The 25235-nt window shown below is 45.1% G+C and carries 23 protein-coding genes; 11 read left to right on the plus strand and 12 right to left on the minus strand.

Annotation, left to right across the window (positions count from 1 at the left end):
* Positions 1 to 60 precede the first annotated feature (60 nt).
* The 9 genes from rpsR to dnaA all read right to left on the minus strand — a co-directional run bounded on the left by rpsR (position 61) and on the right by dnaA (position 11044).
* Entirely contained in the window at positions 61 to 297 is a 237-nt protein-coding gene (gene rpsR / locus FFM80_RS06755; protein WP_057705745.1) for a 30S ribosomal protein S18, read from the minus strand.
* Positions 298 to 332: 35 nt separating this feature from the next.
* Positions 333 to 944 (minus strand): single-stranded DNA-binding protein, encoded by a 612-nt coding sequence (ssb, locus tag FFM80_RS06760; RefSeq protein ID WP_137640120.1) that lies wholly within the window; start codon positions 942 to 944, stop codon positions 333 to 335.
* A gap of 44 nt (positions 945 to 988) precedes the next feature.
* Positions 989 to 1288 carry a 30S ribosomal protein S6 gene (gene rpsF / locus FFM80_RS06765; protein WP_137640121.1) on the minus strand — a complete coding sequence of 100 codons (300 nt, stop codon included), beginning with the start codon at positions 1286 to 1288 and terminating at the stop codon, positions 989 to 991.
* A 329-nt stretch (positions 1289 to 1617) separates the two neighbouring features.
* Positions 1618 to 4194 (minus strand): DNA gyrase subunit A, encoded by a 2577-nt coding sequence (gene gyrA / locus FFM80_RS06770; RefSeq protein ID WP_137640122.1) that lies wholly within the window; start codon positions 4192 to 4194, stop codon positions 1618 to 1620.
* A 79-nt stretch (positions 4195 to 4273) separates the two neighbouring features.
* A complete protein-coding gene (gene gyrB / locus FFM80_RS06775) occupies positions 4274 to 6223 on the minus strand; it encodes a DNA topoisomerase (ATP-hydrolyzing) subunit B (protein WP_137640123.1) in 1950 nt (649 codons plus the stop codon).
* On the minus strand, positions 6220 to 7344 hold the full coding sequence (gene recF / locus FFM80_RS06780) for a DNA replication/repair protein RecF (RefSeq protein WP_137640124.1): 1125 nt from the start codon (positions 7342 to 7344) through the stop codon (positions 6220 to 6222). Before recF ends, gyrB begins: the two co-directional genes overlap by 4 nt.
* The gene (gene yaaA, locus FFM80_RS06785; RefSeq protein WP_137634237.1) at positions 7345 to 7581 is read right to left on the minus strand and encodes a S4 domain-containing protein YaaA; all 237 of its coding nucleotides are present in this window, start codon (positions 7579 to 7581) and stop codon (positions 7345 to 7347) included.
* A gap of 788 nt (positions 7582 to 8369) precedes the next feature.
* Positions 8370 to 9509: a DNA polymerase III subunit beta gene (gene dnaN, locus FFM80_RS06790; RefSeq protein WP_137640125.1), complete on the minus strand. Its 1140-nt coding sequence runs from the start codon at positions 9507 to 9509 to the stop codon at positions 8370 to 8372.
* A 173-nt stretch (positions 9510 to 9682) separates the two neighbouring features.
* On the minus strand, positions 9683 to 11044 hold the full coding sequence (gene dnaA / locus FFM80_RS06795; RefSeq protein ID WP_137640126.1) for a chromosomal replication initiator protein DnaA: 1362 nt from the start codon (positions 11042 to 11044) through the stop codon (positions 9683 to 9685).
* Positions 11045 to 11551: 507 nt separating this feature from the next.
* Here dnaA and rpmH point away from each other — a divergent pair.
* The 9 genes from rpmH to FFM80_RS06840 all read left to right on the plus strand — a co-directional run bounded on the left by rpmH (position 11552) and on the right by FFM80_RS06840 (position 20409).
* Positions 11552 to 11686, plus strand: coding sequence for a 50S ribosomal protein L34 (rpmH, locus tag FFM80_RS06800; protein WP_137634234.1), 135 nt, complete (start codon positions 11552 to 11554; stop codon positions 11684 to 11686).
* Between the two features lie 117 nt (positions 11687 to 11803).
* A complete protein-coding gene (gene rnpA / locus FFM80_RS06805; RefSeq protein WP_137640127.1) occupies positions 11804 to 12148 on the plus strand; it encodes a ribonuclease P protein component in 345 nt (114 codons plus the stop codon).
* Positions 12149 to 12162: 14 nt separating this feature from the next.
* Positions 12163 to 12996: a membrane protein insertase YidC gene (gene yidC / locus FFM80_RS06810; RefSeq protein WP_137634232.1), complete on the plus strand. Its 834-nt coding sequence runs from the start codon at positions 12163 to 12165 to the stop codon at positions 12994 to 12996.
* Between the two features lie 223 nt (positions 12997 to 13219).
* Entirely contained in the window at positions 13220 to 14116 is an 897-nt protein-coding gene (gene jag / locus FFM80_RS06815; protein ID WP_137640128.1) for an RNA-binding cell elongation regulator Jag/EloR, read from the plus strand.
* Between the two features lie 242 nt (positions 14117 to 14358).
* Complete coding sequence (mnmE, locus tag FFM80_RS06820; protein WP_137634230.1) at positions 14359 to 15750, plus strand: tRNA uridine-5-carboxymethylaminomethyl(34) synthesis GTPase MnmE; 1392 nt, start codon at positions 14359 to 14361, stop codon at positions 15748 to 15750.
* 24 nt (positions 15751 to 15774) lie between these two features.
* Positions 15775 to 17688: a tRNA uridine-5-carboxymethylaminomethyl(34) synthesis enzyme MnmG gene (gene mnmG / locus FFM80_RS06825; protein ID WP_137640129.1), complete on the plus strand. Its 1914-nt coding sequence runs from the start codon at positions 15775 to 15777 to the stop codon at positions 17686 to 17688.
* A gap of 212 nt (positions 17689 to 17900) precedes the next feature.
* Positions 17901 to 18488: a signal peptidase I gene (gene lepB / locus FFM80_RS06830; protein ID WP_137640130.1), complete on the plus strand. Its 588-nt coding sequence runs from the start codon at positions 17901 to 17903 to the stop codon at positions 18486 to 18488.
* Between the two features lie 193 nt (positions 18489 to 18681).
* The gene (locus FFM80_RS06835; protein WP_137640131.1) at positions 18682 to 19998 is read left to right on the plus strand and encodes a C1 family peptidase; all 1317 of its coding nucleotides are present in this window, start codon (positions 18682 to 18684) and stop codon (positions 19996 to 19998) included.
* A gap of 21 nt (positions 19999 to 20019) precedes the next feature.
* Positions 20020 to 20409, plus strand: a complete 390-nt coding sequence (locus FFM80_RS06840) for a helix-turn-helix domain-containing protein (RefSeq protein ID WP_137640132.1) — start codon at positions 20020 to 20022, stop codon at positions 20407 to 20409.
* A gap of 53 nt (positions 20410 to 20462) precedes the next feature.
* On the opposite strand, the gene FFM80_RS06845 is transcribed toward FFM80_RS06840, so the two are convergent.
* Entirely contained in the window at positions 20463 to 21332 is an 870-nt protein-coding gene (locus FFM80_RS06845; RefSeq protein ID WP_137640133.1) for a DegV family protein, read from the minus strand.
* A gap of 433 nt (positions 21333 to 21765) precedes the next feature.
* Here FFM80_RS06845 and FFM80_RS06850 point away from each other — a divergent pair, with 433 nt between their 5' ends.
* Positions 21766 to 22233, plus strand: a complete 468-nt coding sequence (locus FFM80_RS06850) for a GNAT family N-acetyltransferase (protein WP_223877313.1) — start codon at positions 21766 to 21768, stop codon at positions 22231 to 22233.
* 57 nt (positions 22234 to 22290) lie between these two features.
* Here FFM80_RS06850 and FFM80_RS06855 read toward each other — a convergent pair whose 3' ends face one another.
* A complete protein-coding gene (locus tag FFM80_RS06855) occupies positions 22291 to 22842 on the minus strand; it encodes a hypothetical protein (RefSeq protein ID WP_137640135.1) in 552 nt (183 codons plus the stop codon).
* 921 nt (positions 22843 to 23763) lie between these two features.
* Between FFM80_RS06855 and FFM80_RS06860 the strand changes: the two genes are divergently transcribed.
* Complete coding sequence (locus FFM80_RS06860; RefSeq protein WP_137640136.1) at positions 23764 to 24564, plus strand: 2-keto-4-pentenoate hydratase; 801 nt, start codon at positions 23764 to 23766, stop codon at positions 24562 to 24564.
* A gap of 93 nt (positions 24565 to 24657) precedes the next feature.
* Here FFM80_RS06860 and FFM80_RS06865 read toward each other — a convergent pair whose 3' ends face one another.
* Positions 24658 to 25194: a phenolic acid decarboxylase gene (locus tag FFM80_RS06865; RefSeq protein WP_137640137.1), complete on the minus strand. Its 537-nt coding sequence runs from the start codon at positions 25192 to 25194 to the stop codon at positions 24658 to 24660.
* Positions 25195 to 25235: the final 41 nt, after the last annotated feature.

Genomic DNA, 25235 nt, shown 5'->3' on the forward strand with positions numbered 1-25235 from the left:
TAACTTTTAGGCCAAAATAAAAAACCACGGAAATAATCCCGTGGTTTTTAACAGACTTAATTATTCTTCGGAAACGAATGGCAATAAGCCCATGATCCGTGCCCGCTTGATAGCGATCGTTAAAGAACGTTGGTTCTTAGCGCTCGTACCAGTTACTCGACGTGGCAAAATCTTCCCACGTTCGGAAACGAAGCGACGTAATAAGTCAGTATCTTTATAATCGATGTATTCGATATGGTTTGCGGCGATGAAGTCGACTTTACGACGACGACGGCCACCTCTTCTTTGTTGTGCCATAGATATTTCCCTCCTCTAATTAGCAGTTAACCTGCTTAGAATGGCAAATCATCATCTGAAATATCAATCTGGTCCCCATTGTTAGCAAATGGATCAGCTTGGTTGTTCGCACTACTTGCAGGCGCGCTATTATTAGCGCTACCGCTCGTGCTGGCACCGGCCGCATTCCCATTGCCAAAGGGATTATTGTTATTTGATGAAGCTTGCTGAGGAGCTGCATTTTGGCCGTTTTGACTGTAACCACTATTGTTATTCTGGTTGTAGCCACCACCGTTATTAGTCGGTGCGTTACCGCCGCCATTATTGGCACGATAACGTTCGGATTCAGCCCGTGATTCCAATAGTGAAAAGTTTTCAACGACCACTTCTGTTACATAGACCCGCTGGCCCTGTTGGTTTTCATAATTCCGGGTTTGAATCCGGCCATCAATCCCAACTAGTGACCCTTTATGGGTGAAGTTCGCAAAGTTTTCAGCAGCTTTACGCCAAATGACGCAGTTGATGAAATCAGCTTCACGTTCCCCATTTTGATTGGTGAAATTACGGTTAACGGCTAACGAAAATGTTGCCACTGCCGCACCACCAGACGTGTATCGTAACTCAGGATCTCTTGTTAGTCGGCCAACAAGAACTGAACGGTTTATCATAAACAGAAGTGCTCCTCTCGTCATTTATTTCGTTTTAATTTGAATTAATCTTCGCGACGAACGATCATGTGACGTAAAATGTCATCATTGATCTTTGAAAGCCGATCAAATTCGTTCAAAGCGGCATCATCAGTCATTGTAGCGTTAACGATATGATAAGTACCTTCGTTGAACCCGCCGATTTCGTATGCGAAACGACGCTTCGACCAGTCTTTTGAATCAATTACTTCCGCACCGTTATCAGTTAAGATTTTGTCAAAACGGTCAACTAAAGCTGTTTTAGCAGCGTCGTCGATGTCTGGGCGTACGATGTAAGTAATTTCATATTTCTTTGATTCACTCATGAAATTTGCACCTCCTTATGGACTTCAGGCCCTTTCCTTTTGAAAGAGCAAGGAAAGTAATCTAAGTTTTGCTTAGATACTCACGAATAAATAGTATAGCATCTAAGTCAATTTGTTGCAAGGTTTGAAACAGCCGACAAAACAAAAAGCTTCCTAAGCTCGATACGTTAATAAACTACGTAAGGCTTTGAAAATTTCCGTTTATTTCCCGGGAAATTATTTTAAGGCTTAGATAGAACTAGCTGACCAAGCTACAATAACTGACAACTTAAGCTAAACAAAACGGATGATTGCCATCGACTGACAATCATCCGTTTTAACTTTAATCGTTATTGTTGATCAGTTGGCTTGGCTTCAGTCGACGCTGAGTCATCATCAACCGCGCTGGTTGACGTCGCTTCAGTAGTCGCACTATCAGCTGCTTCCGTACCATCACTGGTTGCTTCAGCATCATCATCTGGTTTGTCCACTTCTGGATCAACCTTAGCCATCGTCGCAACCTTGCCACCGTCGTCCAAACGAATCAGGCGAACCCCAAGTGTTGCCCGTCCAGTCTGTGAGACAGTCGCAATATTGAAGCGAATCATGACCCCATGATCAGTCATGACCATGATGTCTTCTTCACCGGCAACGGTGGTCAAGCCCGCTAACGGCCCATTCTTTTCGGTCACGTTAGCGGTCTTAATCCCTTTACCACCACGACCTTTGATTGGGTATTCGCCAGCTGGCGTCTGCTTACCATAACCCTTTTCAGTAATGATAAAGACTTTGCTGTCTGGCTTTAGAATATCGAAGCCCACGACGTAATCAGCATCGCGTAATCGAATCCCGCGGACCCCGGCAGCCGTCCGTCCCATGGAACGAACCGTTGTTTCATCGAAGCTAACGGCATAACCGGCATGCGTCCCAATGATCATGTTTTGATGACCATCTGTAATCGTCACACCAATTAATTCATCATCATCTTTCAACGTAATGGCTTTGAGCCCATTACTCCGGATGTTAGCAAATTCTGAAACTGGTGTCCGTTTAACAACCCCTTTCAAGGTCGTAAAGAACAGATAATCAGCACTATCATCGGCCGCATTGTGCACGTTGACGACCGCTTGGATCTTTTCACCGGAGTTCACACCTAGTAGGTTAATCACCGGAATCCCTTTGGCCGTCCGACCATATTCAGGGATTTCATAGGCTTTCATCCGATAAACTTTCCCAGCATTCGTGAAGAATAGCAACACGTCATGAGTGGAAGTCGTTAGTAGGTGTTCAATGAAATCATCATCATGGACGTCCATTCCTTGAATCCCGCGACCACCACGATGTTGTGATTTGAATTCGGTCGTTGGTAAGCGTTTGATGTAACCGTTATGCGTTAACGTTACGGCCACTTCTTCTTCTTCAATCAAGTCTTCATCTTCAAGACTCAAAACTTCACCAATCATCAATTCAGTCCGCCGTGCATCGCCAAATTTACGTTGAATTTCAAGCAATTCTTCGTAAATAATTTGGTTGATCCGGTCTTTGCTGGCTAAAATGGCTTTGTAATCCGTGATTGATTTCAAAAGTTCTTGATATTCACTTTCAATCTTCTCACGTTCCAAACCAGTTAACCGAACCAGCCGCATATCCAAGATAGCTTGGGCTTGCTTATCGGACAAGCCATAGTTATCCATCAATTGGTTCTTGGCAATTTCACTCGTTTCCGATTGACGAATAATCCGAATGATTTCATCAATATGATCTAGCGCAATCCGCAAGCCTTCCAAAATATGGGCCCGCGCTTGGGCTTTCTTCAAATCAAATTGAGTCCGTCGCCGAATAACGTCTTCTTGATGTTCCAAATAATAGATTAAGATTTGCTTTAAGCTTAAGACTTTTGGTGCACCTTTAACGATGGCTAACATATTAAAGCCGAAGTTCGTTTGCATTAAGGTCATCTTATATAAATTGTTCAGAATAACTGACGCACTGGCATCGCGCCGCACATCAATCACGACCCGCATCCCTTCACGGTCACTTTCATCGTTGATATCAGTGATACCTTCGATTTCTTTATCCCGCGCTAATGACGCGATCCGTTCAATTAATTTGGCTTTATTGACCATGTAAGGCAATTCGGTCACGATAATCCGTTGTTTGCCATTCTTTTGTTCTTGAATGTCCACCTTGGCCCGAATAATGATATTTCCGCGACCCGTTTCATAAGCTTTACGAATCCCGGATTTACCCATGACAATCCCACCAGTTGGGAAGTCGGGGCCTGGAACAGCTTCCATCAAGTCGGCCGTCGTGACATCTGGATTATCCATCAACATATGAATCGCCGAAATGACTTCTGACAAGTTATGCGGTGGAATATTGGTCGTCATCCCGACCGCAATCCCGGTCGCCCCATTAACTAACAAGTTCGGGAAACGTGCCGGCAGAACTTCTGGTTCCCGTTCCGTATCATCATAGTTAGGTTGCCAATTAACGGTGTCTTTATTAATATCGCGCAGCATTTCAACCGCAATCTTACTCATCCGCGCTTCGGTATACCGCATTGCGGCCGCACCATCACCATCGACAGACCCAAAGTTCCCATGACCATCCACTAACATGTAGCGGTAACTAAAGTCTTGGGCCATCCGTACCATTGATTCATAAATCGCGGAATCCCCATGTGGATGATACTTCCCCATGACATCCCCAACGATTCTGGCTGATTTCTTATACGGCTTTTCGGGGGTCACCCCAAGTTCGCTCATACCGTATAGAATCCGCCGGTGAACTGGTTTTAACCCGTCACGAACATCAGGTAAGGCCCGCGCCACAATAACACTCATGGCGTAGCTTAGAAATGACGTTCGCATGGTCTTCGACAAGTTCACATCGGTTATTCGATTTGGTAACTCTGATTCAGCCAAGTCTTGCATCCTCCTTTATCGCTGTTGATTAAGTCTCTTCGTCAAACTAAATTGACTCTATTTATTTTTTTCTGATCGATTAAACATCGAGATCCTTAACGAACACCGCGTTATCTTCAATAAATTCACGCCGTGGTTTAACTTGATCGCCCATCAACATGGAGAAGACGTCATCTGCATCAGCGGCATCTTCATCACGAACCCGCAGCAACCGCCGCTTATCTGGATCCATGGTCGTTTCCCATAATTGTTCGGCGTCCATTTCACCTAACCCTTTATACCGTTGGACAACTGGTTTAGGTGATGGCGCTAATTGGCCTAAGACTTCACTTAATTCGTCATCAGAATCGATATACCGGACAAATTTTCCTTGGCGAACTTGATACAGTGGTGGCTGGGCAATATACACGAACCCGGCATCGACTAATGGCCGCATGTAGCGGTAGAACAACGTCAATAGCAAGGTCCGGATATGGGCCCCATCGACATCGGCATCGGTCATGATGATCAACTTATGGTAATTGGCCTTGCTCAAGTCAAAGTCACCACCAAAGCCAGTTCCCATCGCCGTAAAGAGTGAGCGAATTTCTTCGTTAGCCAGAATCTTATCGATACTAGCCTTTTCGACGTTTAAGATCTTCCCCCGAATTGGCAAGATTGCTTGCGTCAATCGTGACCGCCCTTGCTTGGCAGAACCACCGGCGGAATCCCCTTCGACAATGAATAATTCACTGATTTCAGGGTCTTTACTCGTATTATCGGCTAATTTACCAGGTAAATTGCTGATTTCCAAGCCGCTCTTTTTCCGCGTAACTTCCCGAGCCCGTTTAGCGGCGACCCGGGCTTTAGACGCCAGTGCCCCTTTATCGACAACTTTACGACCGATACTTGGATTTTCGAGCAAATACTTGTTGAAGTGTTCCGAGAACAACCGATCAACGGCTGCCCGAGCATCGGAGTTCCCCAACTTAGTCTTAGTTTGCCCTTCAAATTGTGGGTCTGGGTGCTTGACACTGACGACCGCAGTCATCCCTTCACGCACATCTTCACCGGATAGATTAGGTTCATTATCCTTTAACAAGTTATTCTTGCGGGCATAATCGTTAATGACCCGAGTCAACGCTCGTTTGAACCCTTCTTCATGGGTCCCACCTTCATACGTATGGATATTGTTCGTAAAGGTCATCAGATTACTGTGGTAATCATCGGTATATTGCAAAGCAACTTCGACCGTAATCCCGTTTTGTTCACCTTCAACATAGATTGGCTCTGGGAACAGGACGGTTTTATTCTTATCCAAGAATTCAACGTAGTGCCGAATTCCGCCTTCATACAAGAAGTCTTGTTCAGTAGGTTCCGCTGGTCGATTATCACGAATCGTAATCTGCAACCCTTTATTCAAGAACGCTAATTCACGAATCCGCGTCGTTAAGATATTAATATCGTAAGTCGTTGTTTCACGGAAGATATCTGGATCCGGTAAGAAATGAACGATCGTCCCATGACCATCAGCCGGGGCGTGGTCATCAATGACCTTCATCGGCGTCTTAACTTTTCCACGCGCAAAGTCCATGTAATAGATCTTGCCATCATGAATAACTTTGACATCTAATTCTGATGACAACGCGTTGACAACGGACGCACCGACCCCGTGCAGCCCACCAGAAACTTTATAACCGCCGCCGCCGAACTTACCACCGGCATGCAGAATCGTAAAGACCGTTTCCAAAGCGGGTTTACCAGTCTTCTTTTGCGTACCAACCGGGATACCCCGGCCGTTATCAGTTACCGTAATGCTATTATCTTTTTCAACGGTGACATGAATTTCGTTAGCAAAACCAGCTAGCGCTTCATCAATCCCGTTATCGACAATTTCCCAAACCAGATGGTGTAACCCTTGGCTACTGGTTGTCCCGATATACATCCCGGGACGTTTACGAACAGCTTCAAGGCCTTCCAAAACTTGGATCTGGCTGGCGTCATATTCATGCGCCCGCTCACGTTTGGTTTCTTTTTCATCTTCGGTCAATGCGGTTCCTCCTCATGTAAAATGCCATGGCTAACTTCAAACACCTTTGGCGCATTTATTAATTTACGAGCCACCCCATCCAAACTCGGGGTGGTCAAAAACGTTTGGACTTTATCTTGAATTGCCGTCAGTAAATGAGTCTGACGGGCAGTGTCTAATTCTGACAAGACGTCATCCAGTAATAACACCGGATATTCCCCCGTTTCAGCTTTCATCAGGTCAATCTCAGCTAACTTAACGGACAATGCCGTGGTCCGCTGTTGCCCCTGAGAGCCATACGTTTGGACGTTCTTCCCATTAACACTGAATTGCAAATCATCACGATGCGGCCCGAGTAAAGTCGTGCCTTGAAAGATTTCCTTAGCCTGTTGTTGCGCATATAACGCCTGCAAGGCCGGATATAGTTGCGCCGCGGTCGGATTCTCGGCCACGTCAACTTGGGTGACATAGTGAAAAGTCAGTTGCTCTTGATCTTGCGTAATTTCCGCATGGACCGCTTGCGCCCATTTCTCAAGCTGCTGCAATAATTCTAAGCGTTTTGCGATAATTTCGGCGCCAAATGCCGCCAGCTGATCAGATAGGACCCCTAAATAGACCTTATCTTTCGCTTGCTGACGGTTCAATTGCCGCAAGTATTGATTGCGTTGTTTTAAAATCGTGCGGTACTGACTCAGGTTATAAAGGTACTTGGGACTCATCTGCCCAAATTCCATATCCATAAATCGGCGGCGAATCGCGGGAGCCCCTTTGACGATCGAGAGATCTTCCGGTGCAAAGACAATGACATTCAAGTTACCGATATACTGTGATAACTTAGCCTGCTCCAGGTGATTGACCCGCGCCCGTTTCCCGCGACGGCCCAATTCCAATTCTAACGGCACGCTACCAGTCGCTTTATGTAAGCGTCCCTTTAACGTGGCCGTCGTCGTCTGCCACCGAATCAATTCTTTATCATTAGCGGTACGATGACTGCGCGTTAACGCCAGCACATAGATGGCTTCTAACAAGTTCGTCTTTCCCTGCGCATTTTCGCCGAGTAAGACGTTGACCCCAGGTTTAAAGGTCACTTGTAAGTCCGCGTAATTACGAAAATCATGAAGCACTAAATTTTCTAGATACATTTAATCAGTCGTTTCTGTTGATTGGGACTGAATCACAAATTCCCCGTTATCAGCGATCACGATTGTATCGCCGGGATAAAGTTTGCGACCACGCCGATCATCGAGTTCTTCATTGACCAAGACGTCGTATTCTTGTAAGAACCACTTGGCCTGACCACCGGAACTGATGATGGCTTCTTCTTTTAGTAACTGCCCGAGGGTAATAAAGGGCGTATTAATTTGGACTGGCTTTTTCAAAATGTCACCTGCCTAACCTTTCAAGACTACTGTAAACCGACTTATAACAAGTTACATTATACCGTTTTTTTAATGAAAATTCAATTTATAACCGCATTTAGAGCCAGTTTAAGCCGATTTAAACAAAACTAATGTCGGGGTACCAACCTGGGGGTAAATCCGCTAAAATTCGAAAAATTTGCCGATTTTAACAAATTTGCTGTTTTTTCAGGCCTAAAATCGACTGAAAATCACCTTTCAATAATTAGTAACTGGCTGTTGGTTGCATATTCACGGTAAGAATCGCACGTCTGACCTTGATTTAAGCCTATTTTGAGCTTAGTCGTTGACTTAAATTGCCACGCTAGTGTGTGTTTCTCGCGCTTCGCTTTAAAATGGTCCATCGTGTTTCAGCATTTTAGAAGCAACCAGTTAGTTGGCAGCCATTTTAACCTTGTGCTTTTCTAATTTTATTAAGCCCCGTTCTGAAATTCCCTTTTGCGACTTCACCTAGTATTTTTATTAGGCCTACAGCTTAAAACCAGCCTCGACAACCAGCACGCTGTAAGCCTGATTGGCCGGATAACATAGTGTTAGTTACTTGAATGCTTGCTTTTATCAAATACTTTTTTTGAAGTAGCACCTGTCGACAATGTATATTGCGTAAAAGTAGTGTAACTGTAAAAGTTACGATGGTTTGAATAGCCTGTCCTCATTCCGCTACCAGTCATTTTAAAGCCACAAAAAAGCCGACCAATCAGCATTTGATTGGTCGGCTTTTTTGTGGCTTTGTATATTTATTCAGCTAATTAAAAGGTTCGTACTGGTGTGATCAACTGAATAAAGTTCTCGCCTTCTTCAGTTGGGACCAAGGTAAATGGACGTAACGCCATTGTGAATGAAATCTTGATCATGGCTTGGCCAAATGACCGTAACGCTTCTTTCATGTAATCTGGGTTGAACGAAATTTCAAGTTCATCACCGTTGAGTTCAGCGGGTTGTAGTTGTTCCGTTACTTCCCCAACATCTGGTGAATTCCCAAAAATCGTGATGGTTTTGTCCGTTGGATTAACCGAGAAACGCACCACGTTATTACGACTTTCATGTGAAAGCAGTGACGCCCGTTCGATTGCTGCTGATAAAGCTGGCGCTTCGATTTCGACCGTTGTGTTTGATTCTTTTGGAATTAACCGGGATGTATCAGGATAATTACCCTCCAGCAAACGAGAATAAAACGAGGTCTTACCGAGCACAAACAACACTTGGTTTTCAGATAAGCGCATTTGAACATCAGGATTGTCATCACCGATCATCCGGGATAATTCCGTTAAACTCTTCCCTGGAATAATGACGTCGTAGTCAGCATTATTAGCTTCTGGCAACTTGATCTTACGTTGACTTAACCGATGTGAGTCAGTCGCAACTGCTAAAAATTCGCCATCTTTCAAGATAAAATGCACCCCAGTTAAGATGGGCCGACTTTCTTGATTTGAAACGGCAATAACGGTTTGGCCGATGAGTTCTTTGAAAACATCGCCGGCTAACGTAATGGTATTAGTCGTATCAATTTCAGGTAAATGTGGATAGTTTTCTGGGTCTAACCCATTGATGGTAAAGGAAGCAGCGCCAGAAGTGATCTGGGTTTGGAACCCATCAACTAAGGCAACCGTCATGGTATCTTCTGGTAACTTTTTAACGATTTCACTGAAGAAACGGGCTGTTAGAACTACTGAACCGGGTTCTTCGACGACTAACGTATTGTTTTCATCATCAGCGGGAATGGTCGTTTCAATGGAAATATCAGCATCGCTACCTGTTAAGGTTAGGCCATCGGTGGCAACATCGATTTTGAGTCCGGTTAATATTGGAATCGTGGTTTTAGATGAAATTGCGCGTTGCACATTATTTAATTCTTTAATAAAAGCTGATCGATTGATCGTGAACTTCATAAGGTATCCTCTCTTCTTGGTGACACGGGTTTATATAGATTAATAAATAAAAGATCGTAGTAATAGTAGGGCAGTGGGTACTGTGGAAAAGTTTTGTAACCCTACTAACCATCGAGTTTTCCACATGTGTATAAGTTGTGGAAAACTTTTAGAGTTATTAGAATTTATCCACACTACGCTTTAAGCTGACTTTTCAGGTCCCCGATAGCTTGTTGTAATTCGGTATCGGTTTTGAGCGCTGCCGAAATCTTGTCACAAGCATGGATGACTGTCGTGTGATCTTTACCGCCAAATTCGTTACCAATGCGTGGTAGTGAACTGTCCGTTAACTCGCGCGCTAGATACATGGCGATTTGGCGTGGATTGACGATCTGTTTATTCCGTTTCTTCCCTTTAATGTCAGCCATTGTAATATGGTAATACTTGGCGACTTTTTCCTGAATAACGGGGATCGACACTTCTGATAGCTTACTATTAAGGTTCAAACTCTTCAATGCATCAGCTACTAAACTAGTGGTGATAGGAGATTTGTTTAGTTGTGAGTAAGCTTGAACGCGGGCTAAAGCGCCCTCAAGTTCGCGGACATTAGAATCGATCTGTCCCGCAATGTAACTTAGTGTATCATCCGGGATCGCAATCCCTTCAAGGTCCGCTTTGTTACGCAAAATGGCAATCCGGGTTTCAAGATCAGGTGGGGTGATATCAACGGATAACCCCCACTTAAACCTGGAAACTAATCGATCTTGCAGTTTCGGGATTTCATTTGGTAAACGGTCAGAGGTGAGGACGATTTGTTTATCATCTTCATATAACGCATTAAATGTATGGAAGAACTCTTCTTGAGTGGCTTCCTTATTAGCAAAAAATTGAATATCATCAACTAATAATAGGTCAACGTTACGGTATTCTTCACGAAACGACTCTTGTGTCCCCGTTTGGATAGCGTTAATCAAATCATTGGTGAACGCTTCACTGGTGACGTACTTAACCTTGCCGTTAGGATTCGAATCGAGAAGTTTGTTACCAATTGCATGCATCAAATGGGTCTTGCCCAGTCCGACGCCCCCGTAGAAAAACAATGGATTATACATCGTACCGGGTTCTTCCGACACGACCAACGCCGCGGCATGGGCCATTTGGTTCCCCTTGCCAATGACGAAGCTCTCAAAGGTATATTTCGGATTGAGTTTCGTTTCCCGCATAAATGTGGGGGTAGTTGCGGTCGCCGATTTTTCGGTTGCAACGTTACCGGTAGATGCTTGCGATTTTTCCGTAAGCTGCTGACGTTCTTCCTCCGTGATCATTACTGGTTCAATCTGTTCGTTGGTCGCTTGGAAAGCGTAGTCGCTGAACTTGTCGGCGAGGTTCTTTTCCCAATAGTCACGATGAAGTTTAGTTGGAACTTCGATCGTCATTTGCGATTTGTTCAACTGAAGCGGATTAGCCGGCTCGACGAATGTTTGAAAAGTCATCGGCGAGAGATCAGTTTTTAGGGAGAACTTAATGATGTTCCATAAGTCATTACGATCCAGCACATGGATACCCCTTTTCTTAAAAAACGTAAGTCTATTTTAGCATGAACGTTAAAAGTTTTCCACAGGCGGGTGATAAGAATGTTAATTGAAATCACAAGCTGTTTTTAAAGTTATACACAGGGTGTCAAAAACTGGAGGATTTTGGAGAAAACCAGAGTTGTCCACAAAATCTTGGTTAAAAGTGGCCCTAATAACACAACGTTTCCAAAGGTTATGCACACAAAATAAAGACGCTGTGGATAACTAAATCACACCCCGTTATTTTGTCGATAAGGTTGTGTGTAACTTGGGGACAGTCAAAAGACGATTCACAATCATCCACAGGCCTAACCACAAATTACGCGCCAAATGGGCTGGGAATAGTTTACGGGATTATTAATTTCGAGGTTTTCAAATTAGTAAATCTATGATATAGTATCTAGGAAATGCGTTTTAGAATAGACTGCGTTTTGAAAATAACGACTTAATCGAATTGATTCATGTCATTATAGAGAAGGAGGTGTCATGATGAAGAGAACTTACCAACCAAAGAAGCGGCATCGTTCACGTGTCCATGGTTTCCGCAAACGGATGAGCACCAGCACAGGCCGTAAAGTGTTAGCCCGTCGACGCCAACGAGGCAGAAAAGTATTGTCTGCATAGGCCACTGATAATCAGTGGCTTTTTCTTTACAGTCCTGAGTGACTTCGGTCGTTCAGGACTGTAAAGTTGTGCAGCGATTTGCTCAGGTGAGCTTGAGCGCACACATGGAGATGGATTATGCGAAAATCATATCGGGTCAAAAAAGAAGCTGACTTTCAGCAGGTTTTTGAAACCCGCAACTCGTATGCCAATCGTCAATTTGTCATTTACGTTTTGGACAAGCCTGCACAACCACATTTTCGCGTCGGTATCTCAGTTGGTAAAAAGATTGGGAATGCTGTTGCTCGGAATTGGGTCAAGCGGCGGATTCGACAGTCAATTACCGAGTTAAAGCCGCAGTTGCCTGCAACGGTCGACTTTCTCGTGATTGCGCGGCCGAGCGTTGCTGGTAAGTCGCAAGCTGAAATCAAAGCTTATCTTAGCCATGCGCTAAAGCTAGCGCACCTGCTGGACAATGATTAAGTGAGGATATTCGTTTGAAAAAGTACAGAAAAATACTGGCAATGCTTTCCGTGCTGGCGATTGCGCTAGTACTGACTGGGTGTAGTAATACCCCAATTACGGAGCAGAGTACCGGGTTTTGGGATGGCGGAGTCATCCTGAACTTCTCACGGGCGATTATTTGGTTATCGCACTTGTTCGGTCACAGCTACGGCTTAGGGATTATCGCCTTTACGTTGATCATCCGGATCATCATCTTACCGTTAATGATCTTCCAAACTCGCAGTATGCTTGCGATGCAAGAAATCCAACCTCAGATGAAGGCTTTACAAAAGCAATATTCATCTAAGGATATGGAAACGCAACAAAAGCTACAAGCCGAGATGAAGAAGCTTTACAGTAAGTATGGCGTGCACCCAATGGCCAGCATGTTACCATTGTTAGTTCAAATGCCGATTCTGATTGCGTTGTATCAAGCAATTTGGCGCACTAAAGTCTTGAAGACTGGGACTTTCTTATGGTTGCAACTTGGTGATAAAGATCCATACTACGTTTTGCCAATCCTAGCGGCGTTGTTCACGTTTGCTAGTTCCTGGTTAGCGATGAAGTCGCAGCCAGAACAAAACGGGATGACGCAATGGATGACGTACTTGATGCCGTTAGTCATTTTGATTACCGCCATCAACGTGCCATCCGCGTTGTCACTATACTGGGTTATTTCTAACGCGTTCCAAGTTGGTCAAACAATGTTGTTGCAAAACCCATTCAAGATCAACCGCGAACGAGAAGCCAAGAAACAAAAAGAAAAAGACCGTCAACGTACGATTGAACGTGCCAAAAAGCGTGCGATTAGAAATCATAAACGTTAATACGATTGAGTAGACCTGCCATGTGGTGGGTCTTTTTTTTAGCGTCTTTGGGCTGACAGTTAGGGAAGTTAAACACTGCTATTTTACCAACCAGTCAAAAATGAAAATAGACCAATAAATTTCCAAGCCAACTCACAACGTCCCGTCCTAACCCGCAATTCCCATGCCTCCCAGTTCAATGCTATAATAAACACAGGTATTTTTACGAGGAGGAAACATCAATATGGCAGTATTTGAAGGACCTACCGTCGCTGAAGCAATTGCGACGGGCCTTAAGCAAATGCAAACGACCCGTGACAACGTTAAAATTGACGTGCTTGAAAATCCCAAGAAAGGGTTCCTAGGGCTGGGTAAGCGACCAGCTAAGGTTGAGTTGACCGCTAAGCCAGCGCCAAAATCGGTCGCAGCTAAAACGCCGACGCCCGCTAAAGCGGCAGCTGGGACTAAACCAGCTCGAGCAACGGCACCAACCCAACCGGTGACGCCGAAACGGCCAGTAACAGCAAAACCAGTTAAAAAGGCTGGTCACCAAGCGAAACCCAAATCAGTAGCGAAACCAGTTAAATCGAAGCAAACCAGTCAAGTGGCTAAGCCCAAACCAGCCAAAGCGACAGATAATGAAGTGCCGACGCGGACACCCGCTGAAATTGCGGCGCGACAAGCGGCCAATGAACAAGCCGTGCGAGATTTGAGCGCCTACTTGTTAGAAGTCGTGAAGCAACTTGGGATTACTGCTGAGTTGGAGGTTGATTTTGGTAATCGATATGCCAGCTTGAACTTTGATACACCCAAGCAAGGGTTATTGATCGGCAAGCATGGGCGGACCATCAATGCGCTGCAAGATTTGGCGCAAGTCTATATGAACCATCACGGCGCTTCCCATGTCAATGTTGTGTTAGACGTTGATGACTATCGAGAACGCCGGGAAGACACCTTGAAGCGGTTGGCTGAAAGTACGGCGCGCGAAGCCATTGCGACCGGTAAACAAGTATTCTTGGATCCGATGCCCTCGTTTGAACGTAAATTAATTCATGCCGAGCTGGCTGACAATCATCATGTCACCACTTTTTCGGAAGGCCGTGATCCGCATCGGGCCGTCGTTGTGGCGATCCGTAAATAGCTCATTTTAGTGAACACAAACAGGCGTTTGACAAACGACAAATGAGCTATTATAGTAAGTGGTAATCATTCTTATCTTTTAGATAAAGTAGTCAAAGTGCTTTATCCACGCTTTAAGGTGGCGTGGACTAGGCGCTTTTTTTCTGCATTTTAGGACATATTGTTAACTAATTGTAAGTAAAACTTGGTATAGTATTAGGCGGTAAAGCGCTGCTTAAACAGCAAATGAAAGGAAATGATGACATGCCGACGACCACGGAATTTGATACGATTGCGGCAATTTCGACACCACCTGGTGAAGGTGGAATTTCGATTATCCGGATTAGTGGTGAGCAGACGTTTAACGTTGTGGCTCGCATTTTTAAAGGGAAAGATTTAAGCAAGGTTAACTCCCATACGATTAATTACGGGCATATTATTGACCCTGATACGAAGCAAGAAGTCGATGAAGTCATGGCTTCGGTGATGCGGGCACCTAAGACGTACACCCGTGAAGATGTGATTGAGATTAACTGTCATGGCGGCCTCGTGGCGACTAACGAGATTTTACAGTTGATTTTGAGCCATGGCGCACGGATGGCTGAGCCGGGTGAGTTTACCAAGCGGGCCTTCTTAAATGGCCGTTTGGACCTTTCTCAAGCTGAAGCCGTAATGGACTTGATTCGAGCTAAGACAGATAAGTCGATGAAAGTGGCTTTAAATCAATTAGATGGTGATCTATCGACCTTAATTCGGCATTTACGGCAAGATATCTTGGATGTGTTGGCGCAAGTTGAAGTTAATATCGATTATCCGGAATATGATGCGGTTGAAGCCATGACCACGAAGATGCTGACCGAAAAGGCGACTGAAGTGGGTCAAAGTATCGATCAGTTGTTGGCGACGGCCAAGCAAGGTAAAGTCTTGCGAGAAGGGCTGGCAACGGCGATTATTGGTCGGCCGAATGTTGGTAAGTCGAGTTTACTAAATCATTTGTTGCATGAAGATAAAGCCATTGTGACGGATGTCGCCGGCACCACGCGAGATGTCATTGAAGAATACGTCAATGTCCGTGGTGTGCCGTTGAAATTAGTAGATACGGCTGGAATTCGCGATACCGAAGATAAGGTCGAAAAGATTGGGGTTGAACGGAGCCGTAAAGCCATTGGTGCCGCTGACTTGGTCTTGTTAGTCTTAGATAACAGCCAACCTTTAACTGCTGAAGATCTGGAATTGCTCGCTGAAACGAATGATTCGAAACGGATCGTAATCTTAAACAAGACCGATCTACCCGCTAAGCTTGATCAAGCGAAACTCGCTGATAACGTTGATATGGCCGATGTCATGAGTATGTCGGTCTTACAGCAAGCCGGGGTTGAACAGTTGGAACAACGGATTGCGAAGATGTTCTTTAATGAAGGCATCGAAAGTAGTCAAAATAATGTGATGGTCACTAACGCCCGTCATATCGGGTTATTGCACCAAGCCAAGCAAGCCTTGCAGGATGTGCAGACGGGGATTGCGGCTGGGATGCCGGTTGACTTGGTTCAGATCGATATGACCCGTTGTTGGGAATTCCTGGGACAAATTACTGGGGATAGCTATGAAGATGAATTAATTGATCAACTATTTAGCCAATTTTGTCTGGGTAAGTAGCGTCGTACGGAGGAAAAGTTAATCATGACAGAAGTAAAGCAATACGCTGGCCGCGACTATGACGTTATCGTCGTAGGTGCTGGTCATGCCGGTTCGGAAGCCGCCCTAGCAGCGGCCCGAATGGGTAACCGCACGTTACTGATGACCATCAACTTAGATATGGTGGCCTTCATGCCTTGTAATCCATCCGTCGGGGGACCGGCGAAAGGCATTGTGGTCCGCGAAATTGACGCCTTAGGGGGCGAAATGGGCCGCAATATTGATAAGACTTACGTTCAAATGCGGATGTTAAATACCGGTAAGGGCCCTGCTGTGCGGGCGCTCCGGGCCCAGGCGGATAAGCATGCTTATCACGCCGAAATGAAGCATACAATTGAGCGCGAACCTAACTTGACGCTACGTCAAGGCATCGTGGATGGTTTGATCGTTGAAGATGGCGTCTGCAAAGGGGTTATCACGAACACTGGGGCCCGTTATAGTGCCAAGAGTGTTGTCTTAACGACGGGGACCGCCGCACGAGGAAAGATTATTATTGGCGAATTAATGTATTCGTCAGGTCCTAATAATTCGCAACCAGCGATGAAGTTATCTGGTGATTTGGAAAAGCTGGGCTTTGACCTTGAACGCTTTAAGACTGGGACGCCGCCACGGGTTGACGGGAACACGATTGATTATAGTGTGACGGAAGAACAACCAGGCGATCCCGAACCTCATCACTTTAGTTTCGAAACCGAGGATGAGGACTATATTGACTTAAAACATCAATTATCTTGCTGGTTAACGTACACTAACGAAACCACGCATAAGATTATTCGAGACAACCTCGACCGGGCGCCGATGTTTACTGGCGTGATCGAAGGGGTTGGCCCACGGTACTGCCCATCAATTGAAGATAAGATTGTCCGGTTTGCTGACAAGAAGCGTCATCAATTGTTCTTGGAACCAGAAGGCCGTAATACGGATGAATGGTACGTTCAAGGACTGTCGACCTCGATGCCAGAAGAAGTGCAACAAGATATCTTACATTCAATTAAGGGGCTAGAAGACGCCGAAATGATGCGGCCGGGCTATGCGATTGAATATGATGTGGTAGCGCCGTATCAGTTACGGGCAACGCTAGAAACTAAGCTAGTTAAGAACTTGTATACCGCTGGTCAAACTAATGGGACTTCTGGTTATGAAGAAGCTGCTGGTCAAGGCTTGATTGCGGGGATTAATGCGGGTTTACGGGCATTAGACCGTGGCCAATTAACCTTAAAGCGTAGTGATGCCTATATTGGGGTCATGATCGATGATTTGGTGACTAAGGGGACCAATGAACCTTATCGTTTGTTAACCAGCCGGGCTGAATACCGGTTGATTCTACGGCATGATAATGCGGACTTGCGTTTAACCGATAAGGGGCATGAATTAGGCTTGATTGACGATGACCGTTATGCGGCTTTCGAAGCCAAACGGCAAGCAATTAAAGACGAACTTGACCGTTTAGACAACATCCGAATCAAACCTAATGATGACGTTAACGAATTCTTGCGCGAACATCATTCTGGTGAACTTAAAGATGGTGTCTTGGCTGCCGATTTCTTGAAGCGGCCAGAGGTCAGTTATGCTGATCTGATGCGGTTCATTCCCGCAGCACCAGAACCATTGGAACGGCATATTATTGAACAAGTTGAAATTCAAATCAAGTATGCCGGCTATATCAAAAAAGCTGAAGAACGCGTCGCCCACTTGAAGAAGTTGGAAGCTAAGAAAATTCCTGATCGGATTGATTACGATGCAATTGACGGCTTAGCAACTGAAGCCCATCAAAAGCTGAAGAAGATTCAACCAGCGACGATTGCACAAGCGTCCCGGATTAGTGGGGTCAATCCCGCTGATATCGCTATTTTGAGTGTTTACATTCAACAAGGACGGATTGCTAAAGTTCAAGATTAAGATTAACTAAAAACGGTGACTAGTGTGAAGACTAGTTGCCGTTTTTTTAGCTGGTCGGGTTCTAAAATGCTGTCCCAATCGGAGTGGCAAGTTAAGCCAACTAGCCCCAAATCACTAAATTTCACTAAAGGCCCCGGCATTAACAGACAACGACTATTAATTGGATTATAATAATTGAGAATCTGTATGTCGGTAAAGGGAGACTTTGGTTGATGAAGATGTTTAAGGAGATTATGAGCTGGGTGATACCAATCGTCGTGGGGTTATTGGTTGCGTTACTCATTCGGCGGTTTGTATTTACAATGGTCCGGGTCGATGGTCCATCAATGGAAGCTAATCTGGAGAATGATGAACGGGTAGCTGTGGTGAAGACGGTTGCCATCAAGCATTTGAGCGTGATTGTCTTCAATGCGTATCGCGTGGATCCGGATGCTACTTCGAAGAACGTGAAGTATGTGAAGCGCGTCATTGGCATGCCTGGAGATACGGTTAGTTCGCGCGATGGCCAGCTCTATGTCAATGGTAAACGGGTCAATCAAAGCTTTATTAGTCAGTTTGAGCGGACCCAAGGAACGGGTGACTGGAACCTGCAAGGCTTGTCCAATAAAAATGAATGGTCGATTCAGACAACGAAAGTTCCTAAGCACAGCTACTTTGTCTTAGGAGATCATCGTTCAGTCTCAAATGACAGTCGGTACTGGGGCTTTGTGCCGGCTAAAAAGGTCTTGGGCGTTGTGAAAGTGCCGTTTTGGGATACGAGTGCCACGAAACGCCATAATGTTAATACAATTGGCTATTAAAATAATAATCGTTGCGCAACGAACCATTTTGGTTAGTTTGCGGAACGATTTTTGTTTAGATAGATAAACAAATCTGTGGTCCGTGATTGAAATCGCTTTAAAACAAGGCTAAACTGAAGGCAAGTTAGTTAACAAACTTGCACTACAGAGCAATTATGAGTAGTGCTAAAAACTTAAAATGGAGGTCCTTAGAATGGCAATCGCATTAACGCAATCCGCTTTGGCTGCCATGCGTGCGAAACAAGCTGCTGATCCGGTGGGTCCAGTACTAACGCGGACAGTTACCAAGAATGGTTTGAAAGCAGCTAGTTATGATCAGACTGCAGCCAGTCGTTTAGACCGGACATTTTCAGTGGAAGTGCCGACTGGCAAGGTCAGCAATCAGAAGCATAGTGGTCGTTGCTGGGAGTTCTCGTTATTGAACACATTACGGCATAAATTTGCCGCTAAATATCATGTTAAGGATTTTGAATTATCAGAGAGTTATTTATTCTTCTGGGATAAGATCGAACGGGCCAACAGTTTTTATCGCAATGTTGAACAGACGGCGCGGCAACCTATCAATGACCGACTAGTTCAGTTCTTATTCGATAATCCTGGTGAAGATGGTGGTCAATGGGCGATGGCCGCGGGACTTGTGCAAAAATATGGCGTCGTTCCCGCTAGTGTCATGCCTGAAACGTATAATAGCAATAACACCAGTGATTTTCAGGCCGTCCTGTCACGGAAATTACGCAAAGATGGCTTGAAGTTACGGCAGTTAGTCATGAATGGTGCGGACGAAGCTGAGTTACAGTCACTAGAAAAGTCGATGTTGCAAGAAGTTTATCGGCTAGCGGTTTATGCTTTTGGGGAACCACCGACCAAGTTTGATTTGGAATATCGAGATGATGATAAAAATTATCATCGAGTGCCGGATGTCACGCCACAAGCGTTCTTTAAAGACTACTTTGCAACGGATCTGGATGATTACGTGGTCGTCACGAATTCGCCGGATAAGCCGTTGAATCAATTGTATAGTTTGCCGGACGAAGATAATATTATCGGTGGTAAGCAGATTACGTTCTTGAACGTTGATATGGGTGTGCTGACCGATGTAGCGGTCCAACAATTACAAGCGGGCGAGACTATCTGGTTTGGTAATGATGTCTTGCGGCAGCTAGATCGTAAAGCTGGGTACTTGGATGCACACTTGTATGAAACGGCTAAGTTAATTGGTGTTAACGATCATTTAACGAAGGCCCAACGCTTACAAACGGGTGAGGGTGAAGTCAGCCATGCCATGACCTTAACGGGCGTTGACTTGGTAGATGATACGCCGACAAAATGGAAAGTTGAAAATAGTTGGGGAACCGCTAATGGTGATCAAGGCTACTTTGTGATGAGTCAGGATTGGTTTAATGACTATGTCTATGAAGTGGTCGTGCACAAACGGTTCTTAGCGCCTGAATTTCAAGCATTATTGACGGAACCGGCTAAACGGTTACCAGCTTGGGATCCGTTACACTAAGTTATTAGGAGGATATGGCCCATGAGTGTTTTTGCAGATCGGTTAAAAACGGCGATGCAACAAGCCAATGTGACGTCCGCCCAATTATCAAAACAAACCGGAATTGGCCGTTCGTCAATCAGTCAGTGGTTAAGCAGTAAGTATGTGGCTAAGCATGATAAAGTCACGACCTTGGCGCAAGCCTTGGCCGTTAATCCAGATTGGTTGTTAGGCGCTGACCCAGTTGTTGAACCGACAGCGTCCCCGGTCACACCTGTTGTCGCCGAGGAGTTAACGGCGTTGTGGCAACAATTAGATCCGGTAGGTCAACAGAAGTTGCTGAAAAAAGCCCGTAAGTTAGTGGCGAAGCAGGCTCAGTCGACCGGTAAGCCTAAGAAAAAGGGTAAAAAGAAAAAAGCGAAGAAAAAGTGAGCTTTAAAAAAGAGCAAGTTGACGATTTAGTCAACTTGCTCTTTTGCTTGCAGTTATTTAGTCGGCCATTGTTCCCAATCACGGGCCCAGATTAAGCCCATCACGCCTTCGCCAACGTGCACGCCGACAACCGGGCCGATCTCACCTTCGATAATCTTAAGGCCGGGGAAGCTGGCTTCCAGGTCAGCGGTCCATTCAGCTTGCATCTTAGGATTATTCCCATTTTCGATGGTGACCCGTAATGGATAATCCGCAGCTTCAATAGCTGCCGCTAGCTTGGCTTTGATGGCTTGATAGGCCCGCCGCATTGTGCGTTCCTTTTGAATCGCCACAATCTTACCATCCTCGAAGGTTAGCACGGGTTTGATACGCAAGAGGTTTCCAACTAAGCCGGAAGCATTTGATAAGCGACCAGTGCGCACGAGGTGGCTGAGATTATCGACGACAAAGTAAACTTCCGTCGTGTCGCGCAAGGCTTCTAATTGCGTGATAACTTGTTCGGGCGTTTGTCCCGCGGCAATTAGTTTAGCGGCTAATAAGGCCATATACGCTTCGCCGCCCGCAGTAATCAAGGAATCAAATGGGTAGACTTTAATGTTCGTAATATTCGGTAAGTAGCTCTCTAGGTTCGTGATGAAGCTAGTGATTCCGGAAGATAGGTGGATACTGATGACGGCATCGTAACCTTCAGCGGCTAATTGGTCATACATTTGTTGCATTTGCCCCAACGTGATTTGTGTTGTTGTTGGCAATTCCGGTGCAGTGCGCATCCGTTCGTAGAATTCTTTAGACGTCATTTCAACATTTTCTAAGTATGTTTGTTGTCCAAAAATGACGGTGATCGGTACAACGTGAATGTCGTACTTTTTGATAGCTTCCGCTGATAGATAACTCGCACTATCGGTTACAATTGCTGTTCGCATGGTTCCCCTACTTTCATCATGACAGATTATTACCGTATTATACCGCTACTGCGGGCTTGAAGCCAGTTAAGGGATAGTCATGAACGCGAAAAGTAGCCCATGGCATGGTAATAGTTAACATGCCCAGTTATGTTGGAATTTTAGCGCCTAATAATATTGTTCCGGGCGCTGGTCAATTAAGGAATTTATTGGCTAATACATGACCAACAACTGAACAAGCAATTGCGCTAAATCTTTGGTTTTTACGGCGACAGTTATTTAATAATGGCAATCAACGGACTGTCATGGCAGCAGCTAATGGGTTGATAGTTCAAGTTAATACTAGTATCGCTTTCAGTCAGCAAGCTATTATCGGTCTAATCCTTAAAAGATTGTTTTTTAGCCAGCAAACTCGCATAATAAGAAGCAATAACGCCGATGGGGGTGCTGAATAATGGCAATGATTCAAATTAAACCGGCAACGGTAGCAGATCATGCGGCCTTAGCCCAGATCTATCTAACTGATCGGCAACAGGATTTTCCCTGGGTGCCGCAGCCAAAACTAGCTGATTTTGAGCAAGATAGCCGCGGGGAGTTGATCCTGGTGGCCTGGATTGATGGTCAGCGGGCTGGTTTTAGTTCGTTTTATCGGTTAGCCAACTTTATTCATCTGCTATTTGTTGCCCCTGACTTTCGACAGCAAGGGGTCGGCGCGGCCTTATTAACGGAACTACGGCAGTATGCCACGGCGCCGTTAACCTTGAAATGTGTAATGGCCAATGAGCCGGCGTTGCGGTTTTATAGTCGGGTTGGGTTTCAGATTGTTAAGGCCGACCGCGATGCGTTGCCACCAAATTACACGCTGCGCGATACGCATACTGAGCAGTATGTAAACATCAAACAAGACAGTTTGGAAAACTGAACTAAACTTATAAAAAAAGTGAACTGGGATTTCCAGTTCACTTTTTTAGGATTAAGGTTATTTAACGCGGACAAAAACGGCTTGGGTGACGTCTTTATCAACATCACGAGCCACATGATACCCTGTTAATTGTAGCTTGCCATTAGTGCCATGAACGGTCTTTTTCAAGGTTAATGTCTGGGCAAAGTCGATACCAGAGAGCTTGCCTTTGAGTTTGACGACCGTTTGCTGTTTCTTGTTTTGGCTAACGGTATAGTTGACCGTACCAGAAAGATTCAGGTTACCAGCTTTTTTGGCAGCCGCTTTACTACTGTAAAACTTTGGAATGTTGTAGATGACGACTTTACCGTTCTTTTTGAAGTCATAAGCTTCCATGCCGTTCCCGCTGTTCGGCTTCTTAATGCTACCAGCAATATACCATAAGCGGTTAGTTACCCGGACGGTTTTTTTGACGTAGGCGGGCTTTAAGGCTGCCTGCGTCGTTGGTTGGCTATTATTAGACTTAGTTGCCTTATTGCTGTGCTGATTATTTGCTAGCCAGCCCCCGATCACGATCACGGCCACAACGACAATGGTTCCGATAATCGCCCATAAACGATTCTTTTTCATTTCTATTCACCTCATATTTTCCAGCCTATTATATCATAGTCGTCTGAGAAGACTGAGGCGACGCGAAAAGCTTAACTTGGATTTTAAAACAATCTCATCTTTTTTTAATAATTTAACTTGACAAGGCGACAAACCGGGGATAAACTCTAATCATTAATTAAATTTAGATTAAAGACTTCGAGAAGGAACGGTATTAAGATCGCCTAGTTAGCGAGCTGCAGATTGGTGCAAGGCAGTCATGGCGACTTAATATAGATCACCTTTGAGTTGAACCCCGAAAGTAATGGAGGCGGTTCTGGATGGTGCCCATTAGTGTACCGGCGTATCGCCATTTGGCTGTACGCGCTAAGGCGTTGGCTGTGAGGTCAACGCGAACAAAGGTGGTAACCCGTTTTATCAACGTCCTTTAACGAACTCAATGGAGCTCGTGAAGGACGTTTTTTTGTGGTCAATTAAAGGTGGTGAGGACAATGGAATCGGACATTCGGGTGGCTAGTTACCCAAGGGGTGTAAGTCGGATAGCTAGCCGATTGGTCAACCAAACTTTGAGGATTCAAGTCCTCCAAAGATGGTTAATAGTAGGTCAAAATTAAGTTAATAGGGGACACATAACGCGTCGTATTTAGACGCTCACATCGCAATCACACATAGAAGTTTAAAGCCGCAGCATGCGGACACATAGTGAAGAATATAAAAAAATACGCTTGGTGTTAGTTGAAATTGATGCCGGTCGATTGGCTGAATAACTGAACTGAGAATCATTAATTGTTAATTTTTTAATTCCTGTTATTTAACGCCGATTCTGGGCCAACCAGAGTGACCGTTTAATCCAACTAGCATCAAGGGGAGAAACAGACATATTTCAACAGACACATAGTACAAGTAACTAGGTACCAACACATAGAAATGGAGATCATGCTTATGACAACAACGACCACTGAAACAGAAACCCAATTTGCCCAACAATTATTTGATGCTTACCAGACCCAACATGCGTTAACGATGGCAGACTTTACTGACACCGTTGCGGATGAGGATGCAGCTTATCGCGTCCAAGCGCAACTAACCACGCTCAAGAATCAACCGGTTGGCGGCTATAAAGTGTCGTTAACTAGTGAAGAAACTCAAAAGATGTTTGATGCGCAGGCACCGTTGTACGGGGCACAAGTCAGCAATCATTTCTTAGCGGCACCCACGACGGTCCGGTTAGGTCAGTTAATGACGCCATTAGTAGAAGTGGAACTAGTCTTTAAAGCCAAAGAAAAGCTTTCACCGGATGACTCTTTAGAAGATTTACGGCATAAGACGACGGTGGCACCGGGACTAGAACTACCGGATTCACGTTTCGCTGACTGGTTCCCCGATCTACCGAAGAACTTAGTTGTAGCCGATGCGGCGGTTGGCGGGTTAGTGGTCTACGGTGAGGAACGCGATACCGATCAGCAGTTTGCTTCCGTTGACGCGGTGGCGACTGTTAAATGCAGTCTTACTCATGATAATGAACATTTAAAAGATGGGGTGGCCAGTGAAGTCTTAGGTAATCCGTTAAAATCGTTGCACTGGCTAGTGGGCAAGCTGGCGGCACAGGGTAAATCGTTAACGGCGGGTCAACGCGTCTCTTCGGGGACCTTTGTCTTACCACCATTCTTAACGGCCGGCCACTGGCAAGCTGATTTTGATCAAGATCTTGGTAGTGTCCAACTCGATGTAACTAACGATTAAGCTTCTATAGTAGACAAACGATTTCTAGCAGCTTAAAGTATATAAAAAGCGACCGTCATTTTGGCGGTCGCTTTAATGTTTCACGTGAAACAATTATTTCTTGATGCGGTGGTAATCGGCATCGAAGTAGTTGCCGTTACGAATGTCATCTGGTAAACCAGCGTAAGGCGCTTCACTGATGACGTCATCGTTGTCTTGGCCAGCGTCACCCATGTAAGTGATCGTGGCAAATTCAGGGACGACCAGCTTAGGATAAGTGGCATACTTTTCACGGGCCGCTTCCATCACATCGATATGTTCGTTTTGGAAGGTGACGGTGATCTCAGGATGTTCTTGCACCCATTTCGGGAAGAAGATGGTCCCGTTGACTTTACCTTCATTGGGTAAGAAATCTAATGCCACGTCGGTCCCAGTTGGTTCTGTCCAGGCGACTTTATAAATGCCAGCGGTTAGCATGACAATATGAGCTGCTTGATCCTTGACCCAACGGCCGGCCACCATGCCACCATGAATCCGGTAATCAACGGTATGATCGTTTTTAGCATACCATTCATATTCCCAGCCATTGTCATAAGTATAAATAAAGTGGGTGCCTAAAAAGTCGTCTAAAGTTTTAAATGTTTTGCTCATTTTTATCAAAGCCTTCTTTGTTTAAATTAGGTTAATTAAAA

The sequence above is a fragment of the Lactiplantibacillus dongliensis genome (assembly GCF_005405105.1).
GTDB classification, from domain to species: domain Bacteria; phylum Bacillota; class Bacilli; order Lactobacillales; family Lactobacillaceae; genus Lactiplantibacillus; species Lactiplantibacillus dongliensis.